At 70.0% G+C, this 25,924-nt stretch carries 21 protein-coding genes and 1 other RNA gene; 4 read left to right on the top strand and 18 right to left on the bottom strand.

Annotation, left to right across the window (positions count from 1 at the left end; all coding sequences use genetic code 11):
• Positions 1-18: 18 nt before the first annotated feature.
• Positions 19-1,494 (bottom strand): NAD-dependent malic enzyme, encoded by a 1,476-nt coding sequence (locus I004_RS0114825; RefSeq protein ID WP_028436140.1) that lies wholly within the window; start codon positions 1,492-1,494, stop codon positions 19-21.
• Positions 1,495-1,810: 316 nt separating this feature from the next.
• On the opposite strand from I004_RS0114825, the gene I004_RS0114820 reads away from it, so the two are divergent.
• On the top strand, positions 1,811-2,017 hold the full coding sequence (locus I004_RS0114820; protein WP_028433118.1) for a cold-shock protein: 207 nt from the start codon (positions 1,811-1,813) through the stop codon (positions 2,015-2,017).
• Between the two features lie 204 nt (positions 2,018-2,221).
• Here I004_RS0114820 and I004_RS0114815 read toward each other — a convergent pair whose 3' ends face one another.
• Positions 2,222-4,675, bottom strand: coding sequence for a UvrD-helicase domain-containing protein (locus tag I004_RS0114815; protein WP_028436139.1), 2,454 nt, complete (start codon positions 4,673-4,675; stop codon positions 2,222-2,224).
• 232 nt (positions 4,676-4,907) lie between these two features.
• Here I004_RS0114815 and I004_RS0114810 point away from each other — a divergent pair, with 232 nt between their 5' ends.
• Positions 4,908-5,345 carry a DUF4190 domain-containing protein gene (locus tag I004_RS0114810; RefSeq protein ID WP_028436138.1) on the top strand — a complete coding sequence of 146 codons (438 nt, stop codon included), beginning with the start codon at positions 4,908-4,910 and terminating at the stop codon, positions 5,343-5,345.
• Positions 5,346-5,367: 22 nt separating this feature from the next.
• On the opposite strand, the gene I004_RS34030 is transcribed toward I004_RS0114810, so the two are convergent.
• The 5 genes from I004_RS34030 to I004_RS0114785 all read right to left on the bottom strand — a co-directional run bounded on the left by I004_RS34030 (position 5,368) and on the right by I004_RS0114785 (position 12,319).
• The gene (locus tag I004_RS34030) at positions 5,368-6,615 is read right to left on the bottom strand and encodes a uroporphyrinogen-III synthase (RefSeq protein ID WP_078511211.1); all 1,248 of its coding nucleotides are present in this window, start codon (positions 6,613-6,615) and stop codon (positions 5,368-5,370) included.
• A gap of 109 nt (positions 6,616-6,724) precedes the next feature.
• A complete protein-coding gene (locus I004_RS0114800) occupies positions 6,725-8,146 on the bottom strand; it encodes an MFS transporter (RefSeq protein WP_051345046.1) in 1,422 nt (473 codons plus the stop codon).
• Positions 8,147-8,286: 140 nt separating this feature from the next.
• Positions 8,287-9,552 carry an acyltransferase family protein gene (locus tag I004_RS34025; RefSeq protein ID WP_078511208.1) on the bottom strand — a complete coding sequence of 422 codons (1,266 nt, stop codon included), beginning with the start codon at positions 9,550-9,552 and terminating at the stop codon, positions 8,287-8,289.
• Positions 9,549-11,723 (bottom strand): bifunctional polysaccharide deacetylase/glycosyltransferase family 2 protein, encoded by a 2,175-nt coding sequence (locus I004_RS34020; protein ID WP_078511273.1) that lies wholly within the window; start codon positions 11,721-11,723, stop codon positions 9,549-9,551. Before I004_RS34020 ends, I004_RS34025 begins: the two co-directional genes overlap by 4 nt.
• A gap of 38 nt (positions 11,724-11,761) precedes the next feature.
• The gene (locus I004_RS0114785) at positions 11,762-12,319 is read right to left on the bottom strand and encodes a hypothetical protein (RefSeq protein WP_486580002.1); all 558 of its coding nucleotides are present in this window, start codon (positions 12,317-12,319) and stop codon (positions 11,762-11,764) included.
• 640 nt (positions 12,320-12,959) lie between these two features.
• Between I004_RS0114785 and I004_RS0114780 the strand changes: the two genes are divergently transcribed.
• Entirely contained in the window at positions 12,960-13,631 is a 672-nt protein-coding gene (locus I004_RS0114780; protein ID WP_028436135.1) for a maltokinase N-terminal cap-like domain-containing protein, read from the top strand.
• Between the two features lie 357 nt (positions 13,632-13,988).
• A complete protein-coding gene (gene putP, locus I004_RS34015) occupies positions 13,989-15,563 on the top strand; it encodes a sodium/proline symporter PutP (protein ID WP_078511206.1) in 1,575 nt (524 codons plus the stop codon).
• Between the two features lie 90 nt (positions 15,564-15,653).
• Here the strand turns inward: putP and I004_RS0114770 are convergent, their stop codons facing one another.
• The 11 genes from I004_RS0114770 to ftsX all read right to left on the bottom strand — a co-directional run bounded on the left by I004_RS0114770 (position 15,654) and on the right by ftsX (position 25,883).
• A complete protein-coding gene (locus tag I004_RS0114770; RefSeq protein ID WP_051345044.1) occupies positions 15,654-17,033 on the bottom strand; it encodes an LLM class flavin-dependent oxidoreductase in 1,380 nt (459 codons plus the stop codon).
• Entirely contained in the window at positions 17,030-17,839 is an 810-nt protein-coding gene (locus I004_RS34010) for an ABC transporter ATP-binding protein (RefSeq protein WP_051345043.1), read from the bottom strand. The genes I004_RS0114770 and I004_RS34010 overlap by 4 nt, the downstream gene beginning before the upstream one ends.
• The gene (locus I004_RS34005; protein ID WP_037976372.1) at positions 17,815-18,654 is read right to left on the bottom strand and encodes an ABC transporter permease; all 840 of its coding nucleotides are present in this window, start codon (positions 18,652-18,654) and stop codon (positions 17,815-17,817) included. The genes I004_RS34010 and I004_RS34005 overlap by 25 nt, the downstream gene beginning before the upstream one ends.
• 5 nt (positions 18,655-18,659) lie before the next feature.
• Positions 18,660-19,796, bottom strand: a complete 1,137-nt coding sequence (locus tag I004_RS34000) for an ABC transporter substrate-binding protein (RefSeq protein WP_078511201.1) — start codon at positions 19,794-19,796, stop codon at positions 18,660-18,662.
• A gap of 173 nt (positions 19,797-19,969) precedes the next feature.
• Positions 19,970-20,044 carry a putative leader peptide gene (locus I004_RS40315; protein WP_425508175.1) on the bottom strand — a complete coding sequence of 25 codons (75 nt, stop codon included), beginning with the start codon at positions 20,042-20,044 and terminating at the stop codon, positions 19,970-19,972.
• Positions 20,045-20,156: 112 nt separating this feature from the next.
• Entirely contained in the window at positions 20,157-21,122 is a 966-nt protein-coding gene (locus I004_RS0114750) for an oxygenase MpaB family protein (protein ID WP_028436133.1), read from the bottom strand.
• 24 nt (positions 21,123-21,146) lie between these two features.
• Entirely contained in the window at positions 21,147-21,824 is a 678-nt protein-coding gene (locus I004_RS39025) for a GOLPH3/VPS74 family protein (protein ID WP_158677037.1), read from the bottom strand.
• 650 nt (positions 21,825-22,474) lie between these two features.
• Positions 22,475-22,845: a transfer-messenger RNA gene (ssrA, locus tag I004_RS38190) on the bottom strand.
• Between the two features lie 213 nt (positions 22,846-23,058).
• Positions 23,059-23,586, bottom strand: a complete 528-nt coding sequence (gene smpB, locus I004_RS0114735) for an SsrA-binding protein SmpB (protein ID WP_028436131.1) — start codon at positions 23,584-23,586, stop codon at positions 23,059-23,061.
• A gap of 18 nt (positions 23,587-23,604) precedes the next feature.
• Complete coding sequence (locus I004_RS33995; protein WP_078511198.1) at positions 23,605-24,903, bottom strand: S41 family peptidase; 1,299 nt, start codon at positions 24,901-24,903, stop codon at positions 23,605-23,607.
• A 68-nt stretch (positions 24,904-24,971) separates the two neighbouring features.
• Entirely contained in the window at positions 24,972-25,883 is a 912-nt protein-coding gene (gene ftsX / locus I004_RS0114725; protein ID WP_028436130.1) for a permease-like cell division protein FtsX, read from the bottom strand.
• Between the last annotated feature and the right edge of the window lie 41 nt (positions 25,884-25,924).

Below are 25,924 nucleotides of genomic sequence, written 5' to 3'. Positions count from 1 at the left end.
TGCGCCGTGCCGGCGTGCTCAGTCCAGGGGACCGTCCGCCGCGGTGGCGGCTGCCGCCGTCGTCACCGCCGGCGCATGTGTGACAGTCGCCTCACCGGCGGCGCGCGCCGCGTCCCGCACGGCGCCCGCGACGGCTCCGGAGACCTTCTCGTTGAAGACGCTGGGGATGATGTAGTTCGGGTTCAGCTCGTCCTCGAGCACCACGTCGGCCAGCGCCCGCGCCGCCGCGATCATCATCTCGTCGTTGACGGACCGCGACTGCGCGTCCAGCAGGCCGCGGAAGACGCCGGGGAAGACCAGCACATTATTGATCTGGTTCGGGAAGTCGGAACGGCCCGTCGCGACGACGGAGGCCGTCTCGCGCGCCACGGCCGGGTCGATCTCGGGGTCGGGATTGGCGAGAGCGAACACGATCGCGCCCTCCGCCATGCGGGCCACGTCCTCGCCGCCGAGCACGTTGGGCGCGGAGACGCCGATGAAGACGTCCGTGCCGACCACGGCGTCCTTCAAGGTGCCCGTGACGCCTTCGGAGTTGGTGTTCTCCCCGATCCAGCGCAGCGGCGAGCCCTCCGCCTCATCGACGAGGTCCTCGCGCCCGTCGTGGACCACACCGTGGATGTCGGCGACGATCGCGTGCTTGACGCCCGCCTCCAGCAGCAGCTTCAGGATGGCCGTACCGGCGGCTCCCGCGCCGGACATCACCACGCGGATGTCCTCGATGCGCTTGTCCACGACGCGCAGCGCGTTGTAGAGCGCGGCGAGCACGACGATGGCCGTGCCGTGCTGGTCGTCGTGGAAGACGGGGATGTCGACGAGCTCGCGCAGCCGCGCCTCGATCTCGAAGCAGCGCGGCGCGGAGATGTCCTCGAGGTTGATCCCGGCGAAGCCCGGCGCCAGCGCCCGCACGATCTCCACGATCGCGTCGGTGTCCTGGGTGTCGAGGCAGATCGGCCAGGCGTCGATCCCGGCGAAGCGCTTGAAGAGGGCGGCCTTGCCCTCCATCACCGGCAGCGCGGCCTGCGGGCCGATGTTGCCCAGGCCCAGCACCGCCGAGCCGTCCGTGACGACGGCGACGCTGTTGCGCTTGATCGTCAACCGCCGCGCGTCCTCGGGGTGTTCCGCGATCTGCGTGCACACACGGGCCACGCCCGGCGTGTAGACCATGGAGAGGTCGTCGCGATTGCGAATGGGGTGCTTCGACGACATCTCGATCTTGCCGCCGAGGTGCATCAGGAACGTACGGTCGGAGACCTTGCCGAGGGCGACGCCCTCGATGCCCCGCAGTTCGGCGACGATCTCTTCGGCGTGCGCCGTGGACGAGGCGGCGATCGTGACGTCGATACGCAGCCGCTCGTGACCCGAGGCGGTGACATCGAGGCCGGTGACCGAACCGCCCGACGACTCCACGACCGTGGTGATCTGGCTGACCGCGGTCCCTCCGGCGGGGACCTCCAGGCGGACAGTCATCGAGTAGGAGACGCTGGGCGCGCTCATTTGCCGACTTCCCTCTGCTTTCCCTTGACGCGTTGCTCCGCACCGAACCGCAGCGCCGAAGTATTGGCGCCCAGGGGTGGGGCACGTCAACAGATCGTCCCACCTACCACCCGGTACGGGGTAACCCGCGGATCACCCCGGCTTCGGGCACGGAAAGAGCCTTCCACAGTACGAGATGACCGTGATGGGTACTCCTCCGGCCCCTTCTACCGACCCCGGCGCGAAACTCTGTGTCTACGCCCCAAATCACTTCAAAGCGCCCCATCTCAGCCTAGGATCGGCCCGCAAACCCCATATGCATACAGGGAGACCAGGAATGGCTCAGGGCACTGTCAAGTGGTTCAACGCCGAGAAGGGCTACGGCTTCATCGCCCAGGAGGACGGCGGACCGGACGTATTCGTCCACTACAGCTCGATCCACGGAGAGGGCTACCGCAGTCTGCAGGACACCCAGCGGGTCGAATTCGAGATCGCGGAGGGTCGCAAGGGCCCGCAGGCGGAAGGGGTCCGCATCATCGGCTGAAGGCCGAGGACACGAACCCCAACGGAGAGCTTCACAGACGTGGAAGCTGAAGTCTTTGGTGACACCGACCCGCCAGCTCGCCTCGCGGCAAGTGGTCGCTCGAAGCGACAATGGTTGGGCCCGGGGGCATGGATCGGGCCGGTGCCACATCCAGGCTAACAAACAGGCCCAGCGAGCGATTCCCCTCCCCGGTGGCGATTCCCGTCAGTCTCTGAGCAGTTCCGGGACACCGTCCGCGTCGGGCAGATCGGGCTCCGCGGACAGCACCGTCAACCGCTGCGTCGCCCTCGTGAGAGCCACGTAGAGCACGCGCAGCCCGGCCATCGCTCCTCCCCCGCCGGCCGTACCGGCACCACCCCCACCGTGCTCGTCCCGGGTGGTGCCGGCGATCTCTGCGGGAGAGACCACGAGCGTCGCGTCGTACTCAAGTCCCTTGGCCTCCAGGCTTCCCAGGGCCACGACGCGGTCGCCCAGCCCTGCCAGCCATTCACGGGCCTCATCCCTGCGGCCCATCGGAACTACGACGCCCACGGTGCCGTCCACCTCCGCCAGCGCACGCTCCGCCTCCTCGCGCACCACCGCACCCAACTCGCCCCGTACCGCGGCGAACCGGGGGCGCAGGCCCGTCGAGCGAACCGCCTTCGGGGGCGCCATGCCCGGCATCGCCAGCGCCAGCACCCGGTCCGCGAGCTCCGCGATCTCGGCCGGGTTGCGGTAGTTGACGGTCAGTTCGAAGCGCCGGCGCGGCCGTGCGCCCAGTGCCTCCGTGCGTGCGTCGGCCGCCTCCTCGGTGTCCGGCCACGAGCTCTGGGCCGGATCGCCGACGACTGTCCAGGTGGCGTGCCGGCCGCGGCGGCCGACCATCCGCCACTGCATGGGCGTCAGATCCTGTGCCTCGTCGACGATGACGTGCGCGTAGTCGGTCCGCTCCTCCGTCTGCAGTTCGGCGCGCTCACGCCGTGAGGTGGGGTCGCGGTCGGCGGCCGTCGTCAACTCGTCCAGCCCGGTGAGCTGTTCCATCGGGTCGCCCCAGACCGCGACGTCCCCGTACGAGGTGTCCGACCCGCGCCTGCGCGGCTTCGGCGGCGTGCCGAGCAGGACGCGCAGCTCGTCCAGGAGCGCCACGTCGTGCACGGAGAGCGGGCCCTGGCCGTCCGCGTCGAGGCGGCGCAGCGAGGCGGCGACGGCCTTCGCCTCGTCGGCGTCCATCAGGCGGCGGCCGCGGCCCCGGCCCGCCGTCCTCGTCCTGCCCTGCCCGGCGGGCCGTCCGCCACGGGCCGACCGGGAGGAGGCCCCCGCGATGCGCGCGAGATTCTCCTCGTCGGCGAGCGAGGCCAGCACCCGGCGCGGCGTCAGCTCCGGCCACCAGGCGTCGAGGAAGGCGATGAAATCGTCCTCGGAGGAGATGTCCTCGTCGAACCCCTCGCGCGCCTCGGCCTCCAGCTCCGGATCGGTGTACCGGCGTCCTGCCCCCGACTTCTCCCACAGGGCGTCCAGCAGGAACTTGCGGGCACGGGGGCGCATGAGGTTGACGGGCGCGGTGCCGCCGAGCACCTGCTGCCGTACGTGGCGCAGCTCGGCGGCGTCCAGCTCGACACGGTTGCGAAAGGCCACCACGCGCAGCACGTCGGGCGCTTCGCCGGTGGCCAGCGCGCTGCGCGCCGCCCTGTGGAGGACCTTCGCCATGCGCGCCGATCCCTTGACGCGGGCGACGTGCTGTTCGTCGTACGTCGCGGCCTCGGCGCCCTCGACCAGCGACCCGAGCGCCCGGATGGCGACCTGCCCCTCCTCGCCGAGCGAGGGCAGCACGCCCTCCGTGTAGGAGACGAGGAGCGGCGTCGGGCTGACGACGAGGATGCCGCCCGCGTACCGCCGCCTGTCCTGGTAGAGGAGGTAGGCGGCGCGGTGCAGCGCCACGGCGGTCTTGCCGGTACCCGGGCCGCCCTCGACCTCCGTGACGGACGCCGCGGGCGCGCGGATGACGAGATCCTGCTCGGCCTGGATGGAGGAGACGATGTCCCGCATCACGTGGCCGCGGGCCCGCCCGAGCGCGGCCATGAGCGCGCCGTCGCCGATGACGGACAGCTCCCGGCCGTCGAGGCGGGCGGTGATCTCGGGGCGCAGAAGGTCGTCCTCGACGCCGAGGACCTTGCGGCCCTTGCTGCGGATGACCCGGCGCCGCACGACACGTCCAGGCGCGACGGGCGTCGCGCGGTAGAAGGGCGCGGCGGCCGGTGCGCGCCAGTCGATGACGAGGGGGGTGTAGTCGGCGTCGAGCACGCCCATCCGTCCGACGTGCAGTGTCTCGGCGATCTCGGCCGATCCGTCCGGGCGCACGGAGCCCTCGGCGGGTTCCACGGACGTGTACGCGCCGTCCGGGCCCCTCTGTGCGTCGGCGCCGGGGAGCAGGTCGATGCGTCCAAAGAGGAAGTCCTCGAACTCGCGGTTCAGCTTGTTGAGGTGCACTCCGGCGCGGAAGACCTGCGCGTCACGCTCCGCCAGCGCTCCCGGGGTGCCGACCTGGGCACGCTTCGAGGCGTCGTCCATCAGGAACTCGGCTTCGTGGATCTTCTCCTCGAGCCGGCGGTAGACACCGTCCAGGTGCTCCTGCTCCTCACGGATCTCCCGCTCCCGGACGGAGTCGTGCTGCGCTGCCAACGACGCGGCCCCCTTCTGCTGGTTCAGGCCCCTCGGGGCCCGGGGCGAGGACGGATGCCGCGCCTGACCGCGGCCTGCTGCGTCTTCTCGGGCTCGCCCAAGGGCAGCCGTCAACCGTACGCGAACCGGCATCCCGGCGCACCTGCCACGATGCCCGGCAGGAGTAACAGGGCGGGAGCCGGGGCAGAACCGTGGCTACCCGGATCCCGAGCGCACCGTAAGGACTCACACCATGACTTCACCGCAGAGCTGGGGACAGGCCCACCAGGGGCACGGTGGCGCAGGCCCCGGCTACGGGGAGGAGAGGTGGGAGCCCGCACGGCCGCCGCGCAACGGCATGGGCACCGCGGCTCTCACGCTCGGGCTGATCGGGGCGCTGCTGTTCTGGACGATCCTGGGCGGGGTCGTCCTCGGGCTGCTCGCGCTGATCTTCGGCATAGTCGGCTTCCGGCGCGGCAAGCGGGGCGAGGCCACGAACGGCACCCTCGCCATGGTCGGCGCGGTGATCGGGGCCCTCGCGCTCGTCGGCTCCTCGGCCATCCTGGTCTTCGCGGTGTCTTTGGTGGGCTCCGGGGACTACCAGGAATTCCAGGACTGCACGGAGAAGGCGGCCACGACGGCCGAGCAGCAGGAGTGCCAGCAGGACTTCATCGACAGCTTCAGCCAGTAGTGACCCGTGGGGCTTCCGGGGCTCAGGGCCCCGCGACGGGCGGCGGGCCGTCGTACTTGCCGCTGTCCGAGGCGGCGTCGAGGGCGAGCCGGTAGCCGCGCTTGACGACGGTCTGGATCAGCTTGGGGGCGCCCAGCGCGACGCGCAGCCGCGCCATCGCGGTCTCCACCGCGTGCTCGTCCGTCCCGGAGCCGGGCAGGGCACGCAGCAGCTCGGCCCGGGAGACGACCCAGCCGGGGCGGCGGGCCAGTGACCGCAGCAGCGCCATGCCCGCGGGCTGCACCGTCCGCAGCTCGCCGTCGACGACGACGGCCCTTCCGCGGATCTCGATCCGGTGGCCCGCGACGGGCAACGCCCGCAGCCGGCCCGGCAGTTCGGTGCAGAGCAGCTGTACGAGGGGGCCCAGCCGGAAGCGTTCCGGCTGCACCGTCGGCACGTCGTGGTTCTCCAGCGGCGCCGCCGTCACCGGGCCCACGCATGCCGCGAGCACGTCCGTACGCATCGCCCCCAGCAACGCCTCCCGTACGCCGCGGAGCGCGGCACGCTCCAGCAGCGAGGCGGCGGCGGGCGCGCTGGTGAAAGCCAGGGCGTCGACGCCGCGGGCGAGGATCGCGTCGATCAGGCGGTCCACGGGAGCGATGTCCTCCGGCGGCATCCAGCGGTAGACCGGCACACCGACGACCTCAGCGCCCGCCTCCCGCAGCGATTCCACGAACCCGGGGAGCGGCTCACCGTGCAACTGCAGCGCGATGCGCCGTCCGTCCACGCCTTGTGCGAGGAGCCGGTCGAGCACTTCGGCCATGGACTCCGACTCCGGCGACCAGGCTTCCTTCAGTCCGGCCGCGCGGATGGCGCCGCGCACCTTCGGGCCGCGGGCGAGCACCTCCACCTCGCCCAGGCACGTGAGCAGTTCGGCGCCGAAGCCCCACCCCTCAGCGGCCTCGACCCAGCCGCGGAAGCCGATCGCCGTCGTCGCGATCACGGTGTCGGGGGCGCGCTCGACGAGGGCCTTGGTGGCGTCGAGGAGTTCGCTGTCGTCGGCGAGCGGGACGATGCGCAGCGCCGGGGCGTGCAGCACCTCCGCGCCGCGGCGCTCCAGCAGGGCGCCCAGCTCCTCGGCGCGGCGGGCGGCGGTGACGCCGACGGTGAAGCCGGCGAGCGGCTTCGGCTTCCCCTGCGGCTCGTGCTGCGCGCGCGGGGTGCCGTGACCGGGCGGTGTGTCCTGCCCGGGTGCGTCCCGCGCCGCACTGCTTTCTGTCTGCTCCCGCATGTCCTTCTCGCTCCGCCCCTGTTCGTACGGAACACCGAGCCTGTCAACGGCGGATGACGGGCTCGGTGCTCCGGGGTTTCCCGGCTGTTACGTCGGGAGGTCACACCCCTCACACCTCGGCGTATGCGGCGGGCTGCCTCTCCCTGCTCGCCGGCGGTGCGGCCCGGTCGCCGTCCCGACCGCCTCGGGGCGCGGCCGGACGCCGCAGATAGACGGCCCAGGTGACCGCGCAGCACACACCGTAGAAGCCCAGGAAGGTGAGGTATGCCGCCGTTCCTGTCCCCACCGTCTCAAACGACTGCCGGAAGGCCAGATTGATTCCCAGTCCGCCGAGCGCGCCGACCGCCCCGATCAGACCCATGGCGGCGCCCGACAGCCGGCGGGCCTCCGCCGCCGCGGCCTCGCCGCTCCTGCCGTCCGCCAGTGCCTTGGCGTGGAAGATTGCCGGGATCATCTTGTACGTCGACCCGTTCCCGATGCCGCTCAGCACGAACAGCGCCGTGAAGCCCACGAGGAAGACCGGCAGCGATTCGCGCAGCGAGGCCGCCACGACCACGAGCGTCGCGACGCCCATCCCGGCGAAGTTCCACAGCGTGATCCGCGCTCCGCCGAAGCGGTCGGCGAGCTGCCCGCCCAGCGGACGCACGAGCGAACCCAGCAGCGGCCCGAGGAAGGTGAGCGAGGCGGCCTGAAGCGGCGTACGGGCGAACTGCGTCTGGAGCACGAGCCCGAAGGCGAAGCTGTAGCCGATGAAGGAGCCGAAGGTCCCGATGTAGAGGAAGGACATGATCCAGGTGTGGGCGTCCCGCACCGCCCCCTTGGCGGCCCCGGTGTCGTTGCGTACCGGCGTGAGGTTGTCCATCCAGCGTGCGGAGCAGGCGGTGGCGAGCAGGATCAGCGGGATGTAGAGGCCGAGCAGGACGCGTGGATGGCCGGCTCCGGCCGTGGCGATCACCGCGAGACCGGCGAGCTGCACGACGGGGACGCCGATGTTGCCGCCGCCCGCGTTGACGCCGAGGGCCCAGCCCTTGCGGCGCAGCGGGAAGAAGGAGTTGATGTTGGTCATGGAGGAGGCGAAGTTGCCTCCTCCCACGCCTGCGAGCAGCGCGACCACCAGGAACGTCCCGTAGGACGTGCCCGGTTCCATCACCACCAGCGCCGCCACGGTCGGCAACAGCAGCATGGCCGCGCTGATGACCGTCCAGTTGCGGCCGCCGAAGCGGGCGACGGCGAAGGTGTAGGGCACCCGCGCCACCGCGCCGACGAGCGTCGCCATGGAGATCAGCAGGAACTTCCCGGCCGGGTCGACTCCGTACTCGGGTCCCATGAACAGCACCAGGACCGACCACAGCGTCCACACGGAGAAGCCGATGTGCTCGGAGAAGACCGACAGCAGCAGGTTGCGGTGCGCGACGCGCTCGCCGCTCTCCCGCCAGAACGTCTCGTCCTCCGGATCCCAGTGCTCGATCCAGCGGCCCTTCTTGCGCGAGTTCTCGTCGGTGCTGCCGGGCACAGCGGTCGCAGCGGTCATGGCACCTCCACAGGTTCCGGGTTGCGGTCCGGCGGTTCACGGCCGGCGTCTCTGCCGGGTGTCACTGCCGGATGCTCCCGAAGTTAGGGACGGCTCGTTTCGGTGCCGTGCCGGGAGGTGTCGTACAGGAAACCTTGCGCTCACCTGCCGCTGCCGGTGCCGGTGAGAGGTGCGGCAGGCGTCCTCGGCTTCGTGGACCCGTGCGTCTCCGGCTCCGGTGGCCTCGTACGCGGCCACAGCCGTGGTCGTCGCTTGGCGGCCACGTCCTCGGCCCATCCGAAGGCCGCGATCAGCAGCGCCACCAGCGGCCACACGGCCAGGAACATCAGCACGTCGGACCAGCTCTCCAGCGCGGCCGACCACGTCTCCGAATCACCGATCGCCGGGATGCGCCACAGCAGGTCGAGCAGCGGGACGGTCGCGACGAGCGCCGGCTGGTGCCACAGATAGAGCGTGACGGCACGGGAGTTGGCCAGCGTGACCGGGCGTTCGAGGCGGCTCAGCGGAACGGGCAGGCTATGCCAGGACGGACTGACGCGGAGCAGCAGCAGACAGAAGCCGAACGACCAGAGAGCCTGGCCGAGCGGGATGTCGTTGAGGTCCCAGCCCTCCTCGCCCAGGTGGCCGCTCGCCCACCACAGGCCGGCGCCCATCACAACGGGAGCCGCGAGTGCCACGGCGTACATGGGGATGCGCCGCAGCAGCCCGTCGTGGTGCGCGAAGCCCAGCAGCCAGCAGGAGGCGTACACGGCGAAGTCGGTGACGGCCTCGCCGGTCTCGCCGGGAACCGTCACCACACCCGTGCCGACGACGGCGGTCAGCGCGAGCGGCATCAGCAGCGTCACCCACGGCAGCCGCCGGAAGGCACGCAGCAGCAGCGGCGAGGCCAGCACGAACCACAGATAGGCCCGCAGGTACCACAGGGGCCCGGCTGTCTCCGCCGCCCAAGTGGCGTCCAGCAGACCGCCGTTGCCGCCGATCTCGTCCGGGTAGGGCGGGCTGCCCAGCGGCACGATCCAGCACAGCATGCGCAGCCACGCTCCCGCGCTGTGGCCGGGCCTCCACCCCTGTGCGAAGAGCGTCGTCAGCAGCACCGCCCCGTACAGCCAGAGCGGCAGCAGCAGTCTGCGGACCCTGCTTCGTACGACGGTGGCCGCGGGCCGTCCCAGTGACCGCGCCATCAGCGAGCCCGCCAGGGCGAACATCACGCCCATGGACGGGAAGAGGAACGTCAGCCAGGCCCAGTTGAAGGTGTGGTAGACGACGACGCGCACCAGGGCGACCGCCCGCAGCAGGTCGAGATAGCGATCCCGCAGGGGCGGCGCACCCCCGGGCGCGCGCTTCTTCGACACGTCACCCGAGCAAGTGGCCGCCGGGGAGGGCTCCGTGGCCGGGCTGGTGGTCATCCGACGGTGCTTTTCTCTCTGGTCCCCGTGGTGCCACCGGTCCGCGGATCGTCCGTGGACGTGGCGTGCGCGCCTGGAGCGGAGTTCAACAGACCCGTACGGCGCAGCTTCTGCCAGCCCAGCCGCCCGCCCGTGAGCGCGGTGATCAAGGACTGCATCAGCACCAGGTACATCAACTGCCTGTACATCAACTGCTGGAGGGGCAGGGTCAGCAGCGGCGTCAGACGTTCGCGGTCCAGTCGGAACGCGTACGCCGCACACGCTCCCTGCACGAGCAGCACGACCAGCCAGGCCTCCAATGTCCGCATCGCGGGCCCGAAGACCAGCCCGTAGACGAGGAAGACGTCTATCAGCGGCGCCAGCATCGGCGCGAGCACCGTGAACATCGTCACGAGCGGCAGCCCGACACGGCCGAAGCGTCCCGACGGGCCGCGGTCCAGTACCGCCCGGCGGTGCTTCCAGATCGCCTGCATGGTGCCGTAGCTCCAGCGGTAGCGCTGCGACCACAGCTGCGCCACGGTCTCCGGCGCCTCGGTCCAGGCCCGCGCACGCTCGGCGTACCCGACGTGCCAGCCATCGCGGTGCAGGGCCATCGTGACGTCGGTGTCCTCGGCCAGCGTGTCGTCGCTCATGCCGCCGACGCGTTGCAGCGCCGTCCGCCGGAACGCACCGACGGCGCCCGGGATCGTGGGCATGCAGCGCAGCACGTCGTACATGCGGCGGTCGAGGTTGAAGCCCATCACGTACTCGATGTGCTGCCACGCCCCGATCAGCTTGCGGCGGTTGCCGACCTTCGCGTTGCCGGCGACGGCGCCGACGCGCGGATCGGCGAAGGGCTGCACGAGTTCCCGCACGGTCGAGGGTTCGAAGACGGTGTCACCGTCCATCATCACGATGAGCTCGAACGTGGCATGCCGCAGGCCGGTGTTGAGGGCCACGGACTTGCCGGCGTTGGCCTGGCGCAGCACGCGGACACCGGGCAGGCCGAGTGCTTCGACGATGTCGGGGGTGCCGTCCGTGGAGCCGTCGTCGATGACGATCACCTCGACCGGGTGGTCGCTCGCCGCGAGGGAGCGCACGGTGTTGGCGATGCACTCGCGCTCGTTGTAGGCGGGCACGAGCACGGTGACGGGCTCCGTGACAGGCGGCCCCCGCCCTGCCACAGCCTCCGGTGCGCCTCCTCGCGGTCGGCGGGGCCTGACGCGCCGGACGTGCACGGACGACAGGACGATCATCAGCACGAACCGTCCGAGGACGAGGACGCCGGCCACGATCAGCGCGACGATGAGCACGCCGATGAGGTTGTCGGAGACGCCCACCGCCGCGACGAAGGCACGGCTCTTCCACAAGTCGAGCCCGTGCACGGCGGTGTGCGGGCTCGGCGCGCCCAACGCCTCGGTCAGCCGCGGGAATTGGTACCCCTGTGCCTCGAACTGCGGCAGCATCCGGTCCAGTGCGGCCACCGTCTGCGAACGGTTGCCCCCCGAGTCGTGCATCAGCACGATCGCGCCCTTGCCCGGCTCCGGGGTGGAGCGGCGCACGATCTCGTCGACGCCCGGACGTGCCCAGTCCTCGCTGTCGGTGTCGATGAATGCGCTGATGTAGCCGCGCTTCGCGATCTCGCGGGTGACGGGCCACGACTTGTTGTCGAGCGCGTCCGCGGTGGAGGAGTACGGCGGCCGGAACAGCGACGTGTGCACTCCCGCCGCACCCGCCAACGCGAGCTGGCTCTGCGCGAGTTCACGGTGGATGCGCGAGGAGGACTGGTAGGACAGGTCGGGGTGGTTGAAGGTGTGCAGCCCCACTTCGTGCCCCTCGTCGACCATCCGCCGCACCAGGTCCGGATAGCGGGAGGTCATGGTGCCGGTGACGAAGAAGACGGCGTGCGCGTCGTATTGGGCGAGCTTGTCGAGGATCTTCGGCGTCCACTCCGGGTCGGGACCGTCGTCGAAGGTCAGCACGATCTTGTGGTCGGGCACGCGGTAACTGACGGGTTCGGCCCCGCGTGCATCGAGAACCGGCCCCCCCGAGAGGACCTTCTCCGGTACGGCGTCGGTGGCGGCCGGGGGCCGTACCCGGTGGTCGGCGAGGAACTCACTGTGCACGTAGCCGCGCAGCAGCATCATCACCACGACGACGACGAGCAGAACGGCCGGCAGGAGGTAGCGCAGTGGCAGCCGCGTCCGCCGGGGGCGTGCGGGGCTTTGCGTCACTCGGCACCCGCCGCCACAGTGCTGCTCGGACCGCCGAGGATCCCGCCGAGGAGGCCGCCCTCCGACTGGGGATCGGGGGACTCCGTCGGTCCGGGTGTGGGGGTCGCCGTGCCGCCGGTCGACCCGGTGGCGCCGCCTTCCGGGGGCTCGGTGGTCGGATCCGCGGGCGCGGGTCCGCCGGTGCTGCCACCGTTACCGCCCGCGCTGCCCGAACCGGTCGCACTCCCCCCGGTGTTGCCCTTGCTCGTGCCTCCGGCGTCGGCAAATGTGCCGCTGCCTGAACCCTTCGCCTTGACACCCGTCCCCGCGGCGGCGCGAGCTGCGGGAGAGGTGTCCGACGAAGTCCCGGGCGTGCGTGCACCGTTGTCGCCCGGCCCGCTGTCCGTCGCGGACGGATAGGCGCTCGGCTCGCCCAAGCGGGACCCGTCTGCCCAGGGGGCCTTCGTCTGCGACTCGCCCTGTTCCGGAACGACCCTCGCGGCCTTGTCGTCCGACCCTGGTATCAGCACCCCCCACGGCGCATCGGAGCTCCCGCCGATCACGGTCACTGCCACGATCAGCGCATATCCGCCGCCGACTGCCCCCATTGCCAAGCCGAGTCGGCGCCACGTACGGCGCCGCCCTCCGCTGCTGTCCACGAAAACCGGTCCAGCACCACTGTCCCGGGGCGGCTCTGACTTTTCACCCATGTCACTTCACGCGCGCCTCCCACGATGGTGAGCACGCCCCCTCCTTGTTGAAGGAGAAAATGTATCGTAAATGTGAAGGTATAAATGTGATGAGTCGCTCTTTTTACTGATTATTGGACACTGCTGTGACAACACGGTGACATGCTGCTGTCAACCAATACGGTGCCGCGCGGATACCGGGGCGCCGCAACCCGCTGCCCCGGCCCTCCCCTGGCGGCACGTAGCCGCACCCGCCCGCCTCCAACTCACCCCTGAAGGCGAGGATTTGCGCTGGTCAGGACTATCGTCGCCCCCATCTCCGTGGCTCGGCCCCAGGCACGACGGGCGGGGCGGCGACGCAACGACGTCCCACCCGTCCCGTTACAGAAATAGGGTTCGACCGTCACTGCGGGATGGCTTGAGGAGCCGGCCCCGCTCGTGATCTCGTCGGGCTGCACCACCCTCGCGGCTCCAAATGAGGGGGAGTTGTGAAGATCGTGGTCGCTCGACGGAGGAGGACGTTCGCATGGCCATCATCCACCACAGCACCGTAAAGCCGACGAAGCTCGAACTTCTCACGCCCTGGCTCTCCTCCCGTCCGTGGTACCGCGGCGCGGGCGGACCGCAGTTGGCCAAGGCCGGCGGCTTCCGGCTGGACGATCCGCGGGGTGAGGTGGGGATCGAATTCATGGTTGCCGCCGACACCTCGGGCAGCGAACCGGTCGCCTACCTGGTGCCGCTGACCTACCGGGGTGCGCCGCTCGACGGGGCGGATCACGCACTCATCGGCACCATGGAGCACGGCGTTCTCGGGCAGCGTTGGGCCTACGACGGTTGCCACGACCCGGTGATGACGGCCCAGTTGCTTGCCCTGATCGAGGGCCGGGCCGAGCCGCAGGCCCAGAGCGTCAGCGACACCCCTGACCGGGAGGTCACCCGCTTCTTCACGGGAGAGGGCCCTGCGAGCACGCACATCACGGCCACCGCGGCGGCACCCTCCGACGATCGGGAGTGCACCGAAGTGCCCCTCCCGGACGGCAGGTTCCTGCGCCTGGAGAGGGTGCTGCGACCCGCCCCGGACGGAGCACTCAGGCTTCCGCAGGGAGCGGCAGGCCATGTCTACGGACCGTGGCAGATGCCGGACGGCGCCCGCGCCGAGGGCCTGTTCGCGGTCCTGCACGAGGGACCTCGCGCATAGGGCGTGCGCCGTCGAGCTGCAGTTCACTCGGCGAACTCCGGTGAACTGCCCCCTCTCCGCGAGCCGGTCGTCCTTGAGGGGGAACCGCATGGAGCAGCCGGTCGCTCGGCCCGCCGGGGCCGGGGTCCGGGGCCCTGACCCCGGCGGGCCGACCGAGGCAGATGCACTGGTCACGCATCACGATTGCACTGGTCACGCATCACAATCCGGAACCGATCACGACGTTCGGCCCCGGATTCCCTCGCCCGTACGCGCTGCATCTTCTTAGGCTCCGTCTCTGCAAACCCGAAAGTGTGGCCCATTGCGCGGCAGGTGCCGACGCCGCTCGCGGTCGCTTCCCAGCACAGGGAGTAAGAAATGTTCGCCCTGACCGTCCCGGCCATGCTCACCTTCGGGATCTTTCTGATCGCGATGGTCATGGTCGGCGTGATGACGCACGGAGAAACGGCCACGTTCGACGACTTCACCGTCGCCAGCCGTCAACTCTCCGCCCCGGCAGCCGCCTTGTCCGCCGGAGCCGCCGACATGTCCGGCTGGCTGTTCCTGGGCCTGCCCGGCGCCGTGTACGCGGCCGGGATCGGTGCCACGTGGATCGCCGTCGGCCTGATCATCGGCACTTATCTCAACTGGCGTCTTGTCGCACCCCGCTTGCGTGTCTACACCGAGCGGGTCGGTGCCGTGACCCTGCCCTCGTACCTGGAGAAACGTTTCGAAGACCGGAGCAGGGTGATACGGCTCCTCTCGGCCGTCGTCACCATCGTGTTCTTCACCGTCTACGTCGCCAGCGGTCTGGTCGCCTGCGGGCTCCTGGCCGACGATGTCTTCGGCGCCGGCTTCGAGTTGGGACTCACCGTCTTCGCCGTCGTGATCGTCATCTACACCATCCTCGGCGGATTCCGGGCCCTGAGCGTCAGCCACTCCATTCAGGGCACACTGATGTTCCTCGCGGCCATCGCCCTCCCCGCTGTCGCCATCTGGAAGCTCGGCGGTTTCGACGCTTTGCAGAGTCAACTCACCGCGGCGGAGCCTGCACTGCTCGACCCGGCGGCCAAGGCGTCCTTCGCCGACAGGACGTGGACGGCGGGCGAGCCGCTCGGGGCCATCGGAATGATCTCGCTGCTCGCCTGGGGTCTCGGCTACTTCGGCCAGCCCCACATCCTGACCCGCTTCATGAGTATCCGCAGCACACGGGAGATACCGCTCGCCCGCCGGCTGGGCGTGGCCTGGGTGACCGTCGTCCTGGTGGGCGCGTCCCTCATCGGGCTTGCCGGGATCGCCGCCCTCGACAAGCCGCTGAACAACCCGGAGACGGTCTTCATCAAACTGTCCGCAGGTCTGACCTCACCCTGGATCGCGGCGATCCTGCTCGTAGCCGTGCTTGCCGCGATCAAGTCCACGGCGGACAGCCAGCTGCTGGTCTCGGCCACGTCCCTCACCGAGGACCTCTACCGGGCGTTCCTCAAGCGACAGCCCTCCGACGGGTTGCTGCTGCTGATCGGGCGGCTGAGCGTGCTCGCCGTGGCGCTGGCCGCCTATGTGATCGCGCTGAGCGGCGGCGCGGTACTCGACATCGTCGCCTACGCCTGGGCGGGATTCGGAGCGGCCTTCGGTCCGGTGATCCTCCTGTCGCTGTTCTGGCCGCGGATGACGGCGGCCGGCGCCAAGGCCGGGATGCTCACCGGCGCCCTCACGGTCCTCCTGTGGAAGCAGATCGACCCACTCCTCGGGCCGCTGGAAACGGGCGTCTACTCGATGGTGCCCGGCGTGCTCACCGCCACCACGGCGGCACTGGTCTTCGGCAAATTCGTCGGACGCCGGCCGACGACCAACTGGAACAACACGACGGAGGACGACGCCCCCCAGGCCGCGCCGGAAAGCCGGGACCCGTCGTCCTCGTACGCCACGTCGCCCATGAACCGCCCCGGCAGGTGACGCGACGATCGCGCCGGTCTCCCCGGAGGTGCGGGAGACTTTGTCACCACTCGCTCACGCCTGCTCCGTGTGCTTGAGTTCCCGTTCCGCTCAGGCCACGGAGACGGCAGAGCCCTGAGGTGCGTATCGGCTCGACGGGCGTGCCAGTCCGTAGTGTTCGCGCAGCGTTCGGCCGGTGTAGGCGCTCCGGAAGAGGCCGCGTTCGCACAGGATCGGCACCACGTGATCCGCGAAGAGGTCGAAGCCGCCGGGCAGCCACGGCGGCATGACGTTGAAGCCGTCGGCCGCTCCCTGCTCGTACCACTGCTGGATCTGGTCGGCGACCTGCTCGGGAGTGCCCGCGAAGACGCGGTGGCCCCGCGCGCCCGCCAGCCGGTGCAACAGCTGCCGCACAGTGGGCTGTTCGCGTTCGACGATGTCGAGGACGAGCTGGAAGCGGCTGCCGTTCCCGCGCTCGCCCTCGGTCTCGATCAGCTCACGCGGCACGGGCCCGTCCAGCTGCTCGGGCGTCAGACGGATCCCGAGGAGCCGGTGGAGCAGTTCGAGCGAATACTCGGGCTGCGTCAGCTCGTTGAAGTCCTCGTGCAGCCGCCGCGCCTCCGTCTCGGTGGACGCGATGAACGGGCTGATGCCTGGCAGCACCAGCAACTGCCCCGGCTCGCGGCCGAACCGGGCCGCGCGCTTCTTGATGTCGGCGTAGAAGTCCTGGCCGCTGCGCAGCGTCTGATGCGCGGTGAAGATCGCTTCCGCGTACCGCGCCGCGAACGCCCGACCGTCCTCCGACGAGCCCGCCTGTACGTAGACGGGCCTGCCCTGCGGTGGGCGGGGGATGTTCAGCGGACCGCGCACCTTCAGCAGCGGACCCTCGTGGTCCACGGTGTGGATGCGGTCGGTGTCGGCGAAGAGGCCGCTGCGCTGGTCGGCGACGAGCGCTTCGTCCTCCCAGCTGTCCCAGAGTTTGGTGACGACTTCGAGGAAGTCGCGGGCGCGCTCGTAGCGTTCCGCGTGCACGGGGTGTGCGTCGAGGCCGAAGTTCTGAGCCGCCTGCGGTGCCCCGGTGGTGACGATGTTCCAGCCGGCCCGTCCCCCGCTGAGATGGTCCAGGGAGGCGAAGAGCCGCGCCAGGTTGTACGGATCGGAGTACGTCGTGGACGCCGTGCCGATGAGGCCGATGCGTTCGGTGGCGGCCGCGATGGCCGACAGCCACGTGAACGGTTCGAGGCGGAAGCGGCTCGCGTAGCGGACGTTGTCGGCCAGGGCCGGTCCGTCGGCGAAGAAGACGCCGTCGAACGCGACCGCCTCCGCGCTGCGGGCCAGATCCTGGTAGAAGCGGATGTCCAGCAGCCGGTCCGGGTCGGACGAGCTGTGCCGCCAGGCGGCCTCGTGGTGGCCGCCCGGATAGATGAACAGATTGAGATGGAGCTCTCTCTCCCGGGCCTGCCTGCCGGGCCCGGACGCATTCGTGGTCACGCGGAGACCTCTTCCTTCTCGTGTTCCCTGGAAAGCTCCTGCGAGGAACCGCGCCCGCCGCGCTCCGCCTCGTCGACGCCCAGCCGTGCCAGAAGGGACTCGCGCAGCTCCGCGTACTCCTTCGAGCCGTGCGTACGCGGACCGTCCAGCTCGACGGGGACGTCCGCCGTGATGCGGCCGTCCTCCAACACTGCGACACGGTCGGCGAGTTCGATCGCCTCGTCCACGTCGTGCGTGACCAGCAACACGGCGGGACGGTGCGCCGCGCACAGCTTCCTCAGCAGTTTGTGCATGCGGATGCGGGTGAGGGCGTCGAGTGCCCCGAACGGCTCGTCGGCGAGCAGCAGTTCGGGTTCACGTACGAGGGAGCGCGCCAGCGAGACACGCTGCTGCTCCCCGCCGGACAGCTCGACGGGCAACGCCGACTCCCTGTCGGCCAGGCCCACTTCGTCCAGCGCGGCGCGCCCGCGCCCGCGCGCGTCCGAACCGGTCAGCCCGAGCAGCACGTTGTCCAGGACCCGTTTCCACGGCAGCAGTCGCGCGTCCTGGAAGACCACGGAGACGTTCGCCGGCGCGCTCAGCAGGCCCTTTCCGGACACGTTGTGGTCCAGGCCCGCGAGAGCACGCAGCAGCGTCGATTTGCCGGAGCCGCTACGGCCCAGCAGCGCAACGAACTCGCCTGCCCGGATGTCGAGTTCGAGCCCTTCGAGGACCTTCCGGTCCCGGAAGGAGCGCTCCAGCCCGTGGATGCGGACGGCCGTACGTGCACGTGCCGCCGCGCTCAGCTCGCGAGTGTCCGTCGCCATGACAGCACCTTCCTCTCCGCGTATCGCACCAGCCCGTCGGAGAAGAGGCCCAGCAGCCCGTACACCACCAGTCCGACGATGATGATCTCGGTCTGTCCGTACGTGCGTGCCAGCTCCATCATGTAGCCGAGTCCGCTGGTGGCGTTGACCTGTTCGACGACGACGAGGGTGAGCCAGGCCGCCGTCACGGCGAAGCGCATGCCGAGCAGGAAGCCGGGCAGCGCTCCGGGCAGCACGACATGGCGGATGAACTGACGCCGGTTCAGCCGCACCGTCTCCGACAGTTCGACGTAGCGGCTGTCGATGGTGCGCAGCCCGTTGTGGGTGTGGATGTAGACGGGTACGAAGACGGCGAGCGCGACGGTGATGACCTTCATCGACTCGCCGATCCCGAACCACAGCACCAGCAGCGGCACCAGCGCCAGCGACGGCAGCGCCCGCTTCACCTGGACCGGCCCGTCGATGAGGCCCTCGCCGATGCGGCTCAGTCCTGCGGCGACGGCCAGGAGCACCCCGCTCAGGGTCCCGAACACCAGGCCCAGCGCCACGCGTTGGGCCGAACTGGCCAGATGGCCCTGAAGCCGGCCGTCGGCGATGAGGTCGCCCGCGGTGTTCACGACCGTCCACGGAGCCGACAGCAGACGGGGCTCGATCAGCCCCGCCGCGGACCCGGCCGACCACACCGCGAGCAGCAGCACCGGTCCGAGGGCCTTGCCGAAGCGGATCGGGCGGCCCGGTGCGAGACGCGGGCCCGTCCTCGTGCGCGGCCCCCGCCGTACGGCGCCCGTCAGGCGCCCGAGGGTCTGGGTGGTCACGGCGCTCACGGCTTCTCCTTCTCCTTCTCCTTGCCGCCGCCCGCTTCGAGGGCGTCGGCGGCTACGTGCTCGAAGCGCCGGTCGAAGAGCGTCTCCGCGTCGAACTTCTTCTGGTCCGTCTCCTTGGCGATCAGGTCGACCGTCTTCTGCTGCCGCTGGATGGCCGCGTCCCAGTCGGCCGGTATCTCCGGCTCACCGTTGTGCTTGTGGAGGTACTCGCCGTCCTTGGGGCTGAGGCCCTGGTCCTTGACGGCGTAGCCGTCGACCCACGCCTTCGGGTGCTCGTACGCCCACACCTGGGCGCGCGCCCAGAACGTGATGAACTCCCTGATGGCGGCGGCCTTCTTCGGGTCCGCCACGGTCTCGGTCGGCGCCCAGAGATGGGACGCGTCGTCGCGGAGCCCGTGTGGGATGAGCTTGCCGCCGTCCTTGCCGTATTTCTCCGGGTAGCGCTTGAGGTTGACCGCGCCGAGCGGTGCGGCGTCGACCTGACGCTCGCCGAGCGCCGTCGGGTAGACGTCCCCGGTGCTGGGCATCTCGACGAGCTTCACGTCGTCCTTCTTCAGACCGGCCTTGCGCAGGATGCGCAACACGAGGGCGCCCTGGGCCTGTCCGGGGCTGTACGCGATCTTCTTGCCGCGCAGATCCTTCAAGGAGCCGATGTCTGCACCCGGGGCGATTCCCAGCCGGTAGATGGGATTCTTCTTCGGATCCTTGCGGAACTCCGCCGCGACGAGTTTCGTGTCCAGACTCGTCCAATGGGCGTGTATGGACGGCACTTCCGCCGACGAGCACAGATCCAGCGAATGCGCGCGGAATGCCTCGGAGCACTGCGGACCGCCGCTGATGTTCGCCCACTTCACCTTGAACGGCAGCTTCTTCGCCGCGCCGGAGAGTTCGAGCAGCACGCGGTCCTCGGGCGCACCGATGGTGATCGTCGTCTTCGGGGATGCCTCCTTGGGAATCTCCGTCTTGGCGAGCTTCGCGTCACTCGTGCCGCCGGCGCTGTCCTGCTGTGCGCAACTCACAAGCAGCGCGGGGGCGGTGAGGGCGAGAAGGAGCGCGAGACTCCGGTGCCCTCGCGGCAGCAGGCCGAGTGGTCGGGTCGGGGATCGGTGGTGGTCAGGAGCGGGCCTGGGCATGTTCGTGTCCCGGTTCGTTCAGGTGCGAGTGCTGTACGGGCATACGCCGCCGGGCCACCGGCGAACGGTGCGCGGGCGGCCGAAGAGCGCGGAATTCAGTGCCGAATGCGGCAGGCGCGAACGGCGAATGGGGAAGTGGACGCGGGCGTCGTGCCGCCGCGCCGGGGACGGGCTCAGCTACAGAGCGCGGAGGCGACGCGCCGGAAGTCCACGGCACGGCGCTGGGTGAATCCGGGCGAGTTGAGCATGACGACGAAGCTAGCGACGCCCCGTTAGGGGGTCAACAGCCCTGAGGCGCAGGGGAGAAAGTGCAATACGGCCTTATCGGAGCGGCCATATCGGTGTCACACGGCGAAACAGTCAACGGGTGTCGTACGCGGCCGGCGGCACATAGTGCTTGGGCGAATTCATTTCCTCCGACAGCGGCGAGTTCCGTACGGGCGACTCCACTTGGGGAGCGTCCGCGGCCCGCAGTCCGGCCTCGCGCGCCCAGCCTGCGCGGGCCCGCGGGTGGTAGCGGTACCTGAACGGCACGAACCGCCACGCGTGGTCGACGAGCCTCCCGATGCGCCGCAGCCTCCGCTCGTCCCGCACGGTCCAGCGGTGGCCGAGCCGCTCGCGGACCGGGGCGGGAAACAGCCCGACGGTGAACCACACCGTGAACCGGGCCTGCGGCCCGCGCAGCGCACGCCACACGAAGTGCGGCATCCACGAGAACGCCGGCGGCCTGGCGATGAGACGGATGTCGAGCACGTCGCGGGCCGGCTGATTGTCCTCCAGCACCTCGCGGGCCATCCGGTCCCAGTACGCCTCGAAGTCGGGCCAGCTCTCCGGAACGGGCCGCATGCTCATCCCGTACAGCCGCCACCAGCGCACGTGTTCGTCGAAGAGCTGCCGCTTCTCGTCCTCACTCAGACCCGGCCCGAACCGGTCCGCGACGAGCATCGTGAGCATGAAGAAGGTGGAGTGCGCCCAGTAGAAGGTGTCCGGATCGAGAGCGTGATACGGGCGGCCCTGCTCGTCCACGCCCTTGATCATGTTGTGGTAACCGCGGACCTGACGTGCGGTCTCGGCCGCGCGCGGGCCGTCGTACACGACGCCGCCGATCGGATACAGCGAGCGGAAGAGCCGCTGCCACCGCTCCTCGAAGAACCGGGAGTGCTCGGCGACTCCGGCACCCAGCCCGGGGTGCATGTTCTGCATCACGCCCGCCCAGGGGGCGAGCAGCACCCCGCGCCAGTCGCCGAAATACTTCCAGGTGAGCGAATCAGGGCCCAGCGGCTCCTGGTCGGCGGGGCCGGGTCGCGCGTGAGGCTCATGCTCCATCCGCCGACCTCCTCCCTGCCCTCCTCACTGGGTGCCGACGCTTGCCGCGGCTCCGATGGCCGTCGCGGTGGCGATCTGCATCTCCTGGAGCGCCTTCTTCAGCGCGGGACCCGCCTCGCCGGCGCGCTCCGTCAGCGCCTTGATGCGCTCCTTGTGCTCACGCCTGTCCTTGCCGGACGTGACGGTGGGCAGCCCGCCCACCGCGGCGAGCGCGGTCAGCGCGGCCTGGCGGGTCGTGAACTGCTCGACGGGGCGGCCCCCCGTCAGCGTCTCGACGGCCTCCCCGTGGAGCCGCTTGGCCAGTGCGGCGTCCTTCACCACGACGATGTGGGGGAACCACGTACGACGCTCGATCCGGATCAGCCGCTCCTTCTCGAGCTGCCGCTCCACGGCCTCGAAGGTCTGCTTGCGGTTCCGCTGCACCAGCGTCTTCCACTTACGCGGACGCTTCTCGGCGGCTATGCCGCGCAACGCGTCGTCGAGCAGCGGATCGCCGGTGCGCCTGTCGCCGACGGTGCGTGCCCTGCCGTCCTCATCGGTGAGGCAGCCACGGTCGGTCAGCTCGATGAGCACAGCGGCACGCAGCACACTGCCGAGCACGTCCCGCTTGGTGAGCCTCTCCTTCTCCGTGTCGCACGCCAGCAGGTACAACTCGGCGGGGAGGCTGCGCCCGTCCCCCGGATTCTTTTCCTTACGGTCCATGCCCACCATCACAGCACGGAAGCCAGGCCCGACCGAAGCCCCAGTCACCGCCTTTGTCGAGCCGACGCGGCCCCGCCGGAGAGCCGCCCGCGGTCTGCGCCGCGCCCCACCGGTACGTACGTCCTCCCCGCCGCGTGCCTCGCCTCCCCCGGCAGGGCCCGGGGCAGCGGTGGTTCGGGGCGCCGAGAGCCCGGCACCAAGGTCAGTGGGCGACGAACCCCAGCCGCGGCGGGGCGCTGAAGGCGAAGGCCCTACCCAGGGGATGCGAGCACCGACCCCCAGCCACGCCGGGCGCAGGGGGGCGCAGCCCCGGCCAGGGGATGCAAGCACCAAACCCCAGCCACGCCGGGGTGCCGGGGGCGCAGCCCCCGCAAGGGGGGCGCCGGGGGCGCAGCCCCCGCAAGGGGGGCGCCGGGGGCGCCGCCCCGGCCAGGGGATGCAAGCACCAAACCCCAGCCACGCCGGGGTGCCGGGGGCGCAGCCCCCGCAAGGGGGGCGCCGGGGGCGAAGCCCCCGCAAGGGGGGTGCCGGGGGCAAAGCCCCCGCCGGGGGTGCGGGTGGCGGAGCCCCCGCCCCGCGAGGCGAAGCCTCGCAAAAACAGCGAGGGCGACCCGGTCCGCGCTTTCCGCGGACACAGGTCACCCTCGCACTCGTGGAGATGGCGGGAATCGAACCCGCGTCCAACGGAGCGGAAGAAGGGCTTCTCCGAGCGCAGTCCACTTCGATTTTCTCAGCCCCGGAGATCACGTGGACAAGTCTCCGACGGGCTCAGTCACTGTTTGATGTCCCGGCAGGCCCCGTGACCGGGCCTACGCGGTGAGTCCCCTAGCTGATGCCAGGATCCGGGGCGGGAACTTACCCGGGCTGACACTTCACGCTCGCTGCTCAGGCAGCGAGGGCGAAGGAATCGCGCTTAGTATTGGCGATTATTTTTTTGCGGCACATGGTTAACGAGATCATTGCCGCGTTCCTCGGCTCGCTTCACCTGCTTCGACATCCGCTGTCGAAACCGATCATCCCCATGTTGAGTTGACAACCCACCGTCCTCGCGGACGGCGCTGTGACCATGGTACGTGACCTCGTCACACCAGGGCCAACTCTTTTACGCCGCCGCGTATTCCCGGCGCCGGACGGCCTGGGCACGGGCCTCGGCGGTACCGCGAACATGGCCCATCAGCATCCGTCGACACAGACTGTTGGGTTTCCTTACAGTCCGTGTCCGCACGGGCTGCGCTCAGGCCTTCACCCGCTGCCGCCGGCGCGCTGCGGCGATGGCCCGGTCCGACTCGCGCCGGTCCTGCTTCTCGCGCAGCGCGTGCCGCTTGTCGTACTCCTTCTTGCCCTTGGCCAGCGCGATCTCGACCTTCGCCCGCCCGTTCAGGAAGTACAGCTGGAGCGGCACCAGCGTGTGACCCGTCTCCTGGGTCTTGCCGATCAGCTTGTCGATCTCCCAGCGGTGCAGCAGCAGCTTCCGCTTCCGCCGGGCCGAGTGGTTCGTCCACGTGCCCTGTGCGTATTCGGGGATGTGCACGTTGTGCAGCCAGACCTCGCCGTCGTCCAGCTGGGCGAAGCCGTCGACCAGCGAAGCGCGGCCCGCCCGCAGTGACTTGACCTCGGTGCCGGTGAGCGCGATGCCGCACTCGTAGGTGTCGAGGATGAGGTAGTCGTGCCGCGCCTTCTTGTTCTGCGCGACGAGCTTACGGCCGCCCGCGTCCTTGGCCTTCTTGGCCTTGCCCTTGTTCTTGTCGTCCTTCTTCGCCATAGCCCGGCCATTCTCCCACTACGACCGGGCCTCCAGGCCACTCAATACTGTGCGGGCACGATCGGCGGCGTCCCCGGAGGCGTCTATCGGCAGGTCCGGCGTGATGCCCTCGCCGTCGAGGGAGCGGCCCGAGGGGGTGGCGTAGTGCCCGACGGTCAGCTCCGCGACCGAACCGTCCGGCAGCTTCCGCGGCATCTGCACCGATCCCTTGCCGAAGGTGCGGGAGCCGACGACGACGGCCCGCCCGCGGTCCTGCAGCGCTCCGGTCAGCAGCTCCGCGGCGCTCATCGTGCCGCCGTCCACGAGCACGACCAGCGGCGGCGCCGCCCTGCCCACCGCCGCCGCACCGGGACGGGCGTCGGCGTAGAGGGCGCGCTGCATGCCGTGCTGCTCGTACGTGGCGACGAGGCCGCCTTTGAGGAAGACGGACGCGGCGGTGACCGCCTCGTTGATCAGCCCGCCGGAGTTGCCGCGCAGGTCGAGCAGGATGCCGGAGCCGGCCGGAACCTGCCGGGTGACGGCCTCGCGGACCTGCTCCGCGGCGCCCTTGGTGAAGGAGGAGACCTTGATGCGGGTGACGGTGGGCCCCATGCGCTCGACGGTCACGGCGTCGGTGTTGAGCCGCACCCTTCGCAGGGTCTCCTTCCACTGCTGCCCGTCGCGGTCCAGTTCCAGGTCGACACTGCTGCCGAGCGGGGACGGGTCCGCGGAACGGCCGCCGGTCTCGGAGCCGCGCAGCCGGGCGACCACGTCGGTGACGGGATGGTCGGAGACGTCCTCACCGTCGACGGCGCGCAGTCGGTCGCCACGCTGAACACCCGCACGGGCAGCGGGACTTCCGGGCGCGACCCGCGCCACGGCCACGGACGGGGGGCCCTGCGCGTCCCGTTCGCGGCGCACGGATATGCCGACGCCGACGTATTCGCCGTCCAGGCTTCGCTGCAGACCCTCGTACTCGCGTGCCGTGTAGGCGGAGGACCACCGGTCGCCGCTGCGGCTCACCAGCTCCTCGGCCTCTTCACCGTCGGACGGGGCGCCGTCCTCGCGAGCGCGCTCTGTGTCCTCGTGCAGACCGGCTGTTCTGCTCGCGGCGTCGCCGTAGGCGCCGCCACCGAAGTTCGCTTCCGCGGGGGACTCCCCCGCCGCCAGGTCATGTGAGCCCGCGAAGGCCCGAACGCCGTCGCCCCAGGCACCGGTTGCCGCTCCCGTCGCGAGCACGCTCGCGAAAACCAGTGCCAGACCCGCTCCGCGGCGCAGTTGCCGGGAGCTTCCCCTGTGTTTGTCGGGGGATGGGGCGGAATACCACGAGTCCGACATGATTCGGAGTCTAGGCCAGACGAGGGCCGCCGCACGGCCCGTTGGCCGTACGGCGTCCGCGTCGTGCGTCACACCTTCAAGTACTTGCGAAGCGTGAAGAACGCTGCCACCGCAGGCATCAGGACTCCCACGGCGATGAGCAGTGGCAGAACCTTCAACACCGCGTCCCAGCCGATGAAGTTGATGAGAGCGATCTTCTCCGCGAGCCAGCTGTCGATGAGGAAGAACTTGCCGCCGACGAGGAGTACGCATGCGAAGCCCGCGCCGATCAGGCCGGCGATCGCCGCCTCCAGGATGAACGGCATCTGGATGTAGAAACTGGACGCGCCGACGAGCCGCATGATGCCCGTCTCACGACGGCGGCTGAACGCGGAGACCCTGACCGTGTTGACGATCAGGAGCAGCGCAACGACCAGCATCAGTCCCATCACGAACAGGGCAGCGATGTTCATGCCGTTGAGCAGATTGAAGAGGTTCTCCAACAGGTTCCGCTGGTCCTGGACCTCCTGCACCCCTGGTCTGCCGGAGAACGCCGTTTGCAGGACCCGGTACTTGGTCGGGTCCTTGAGCTTGACCCGGTAGGACTCCTGCATCTGGTCGGGCGTGAGGCTGTCCGCGAGCGGAGAGTCCTTGAACTGCTCCTGGTAGTGCTTGAACGCCTCGTCGGCGGACTCGTGGTAGACCCTGTCGACGACCCGCAGCTTCTGCAGCTCGGTCCGGATCTGCGTCTTCTGCTGCGCGGTCACGGCGCCCTTGGCGCAGTTCGGGTCGGAGTCGGCGTCGTTCTCGTTGCACAGGTAGACCGACACCTGGACCTTGTCGTACCAGTAGCCCTTCATGGTGCTGACCTGTTCGCGCGCGAGCAGCGAGCCGCCCGCGAGAGCCAGAGACAGGGCTACCGACACGATCACCGCGAAGGTCATCGTGAGATTGCGGCGGAGACCGACGCTGATCTCCGACATTACGAACTGGGCGCGCATGGCGTCCTTTCAGTGTGTTGCCGTCTCAACTGCTCAGACTG

The sequence above is a fragment of the Streptomyces sp. TAA486 genome (genome assembly GCF_000426165.1).
Note: the sequence above shows the minus strand (reverse complement) of the source record. Positions and strands in the feature narration are given on the sequence as shown.

What these genes read in the sequence shown, in the direction of transcription:
- I004_RS0114825 (WP_028436140.1), bottom strand. Translation starts at nt 1,494, where the DNA reads ATGAGCGCGCCCAGCGTCTCCTACTCGATGACTGTCCGCCTGGAGGTC.
- I004_RS0114820 (WP_028433118.1), top strand. Translation starts at nt 1,811, where the DNA reads ATGGCTCAGGGCACTGTCAAGTGGTTCAACGCCGAGAAGGGCTACGGC.
- I004_RS0114810 (WP_028436138.1), top strand. Translation starts at nt 4,908, where the DNA reads ATGACTTCACCGCAGAGCTGGGGACAGGCCCACCAGGGGCACGGTGGC.
- I004_RS34030 (WP_078511211.1), bottom strand. Translation starts at nt 6,615, where the DNA reads ATGCGGGAGCAGACAGAAAGCAGTGCGGCGCGGGACGCACCCGGGCAG.
- I004_RS0114800 (WP_051345046.1), bottom strand. Translation starts at nt 8,146, where the DNA reads ATGACCGCTGCGACCGCTGTGCCCGGCAGCACCGACGAGAACTCGCGC.
- I004_RS34025 (WP_078511208.1), bottom strand. Translation starts at nt 9,552, where the DNA reads ATGACCACCAGCCCGGCCACGGAGCCCTCCCCGGCGGCCACTTGCTCG.
- I004_RS0114780 (WP_028436135.1), top strand. Translation starts at nt 12,960, where the DNA reads ATGGCCATCATCCACCACAGCACCGTAAAGCCGACGAAGCTCGAACTT.
- putP (WP_078511206.1), top strand. Translation starts at nt 13,989, where the DNA reads ATGTTCGCCCTGACCGTCCCGGCCATGCTCACCTTCGGGATCTTTCTG.
- I004_RS34010 (WP_051345043.1), bottom strand. Translation starts at nt 17,839, where the DNA reads ATGGCGACGGACACTCGCGAGCTGAGCGCGGCGGCACGTGCACGTACG.
- I004_RS34000 (WP_078511201.1), bottom strand. Translation starts at nt 19,796, where the DNA reads ATGCCCAGGCCCGCTCCTGACCACCACCGATCCCCGACCCGACCACTC.
- I004_RS0114750 (WP_028436133.1), bottom strand. Translation starts at nt 21,122, where the DNA reads ATGGAGCATGAGCCTCACGCGCGACCCGGCCCCGCCGACCAGGAGCCG.
- I004_RS39025 (WP_158677037.1), bottom strand. Translation starts at nt 21,824, where the DNA reads ATGGACCGTAAGGAAAAGAATCCGGGGGACGGGCGCAGCCTCCCCGCC.
- smpB (WP_028436131.1), bottom strand. Translation starts at nt 23,586, where the DNA reads ATGGCGAAGAAGGACGACAAGAACAAGGGCAAGGCCAAGAAGGCCAAG.
- I004_RS33995 (WP_078511198.1), bottom strand. Translation starts at nt 24,903, where the DNA reads ATGTCGGACTCGTGGTATTCCGCCCCATCCCCCGACAAACACAGGGGA.
- ftsX (WP_028436130.1), bottom strand. Translation starts at nt 25,883, where the DNA reads ATGCGCGCCCAGTTCGTAATGTCGGAGATCAGCGTCGGTCTCCGCCGC.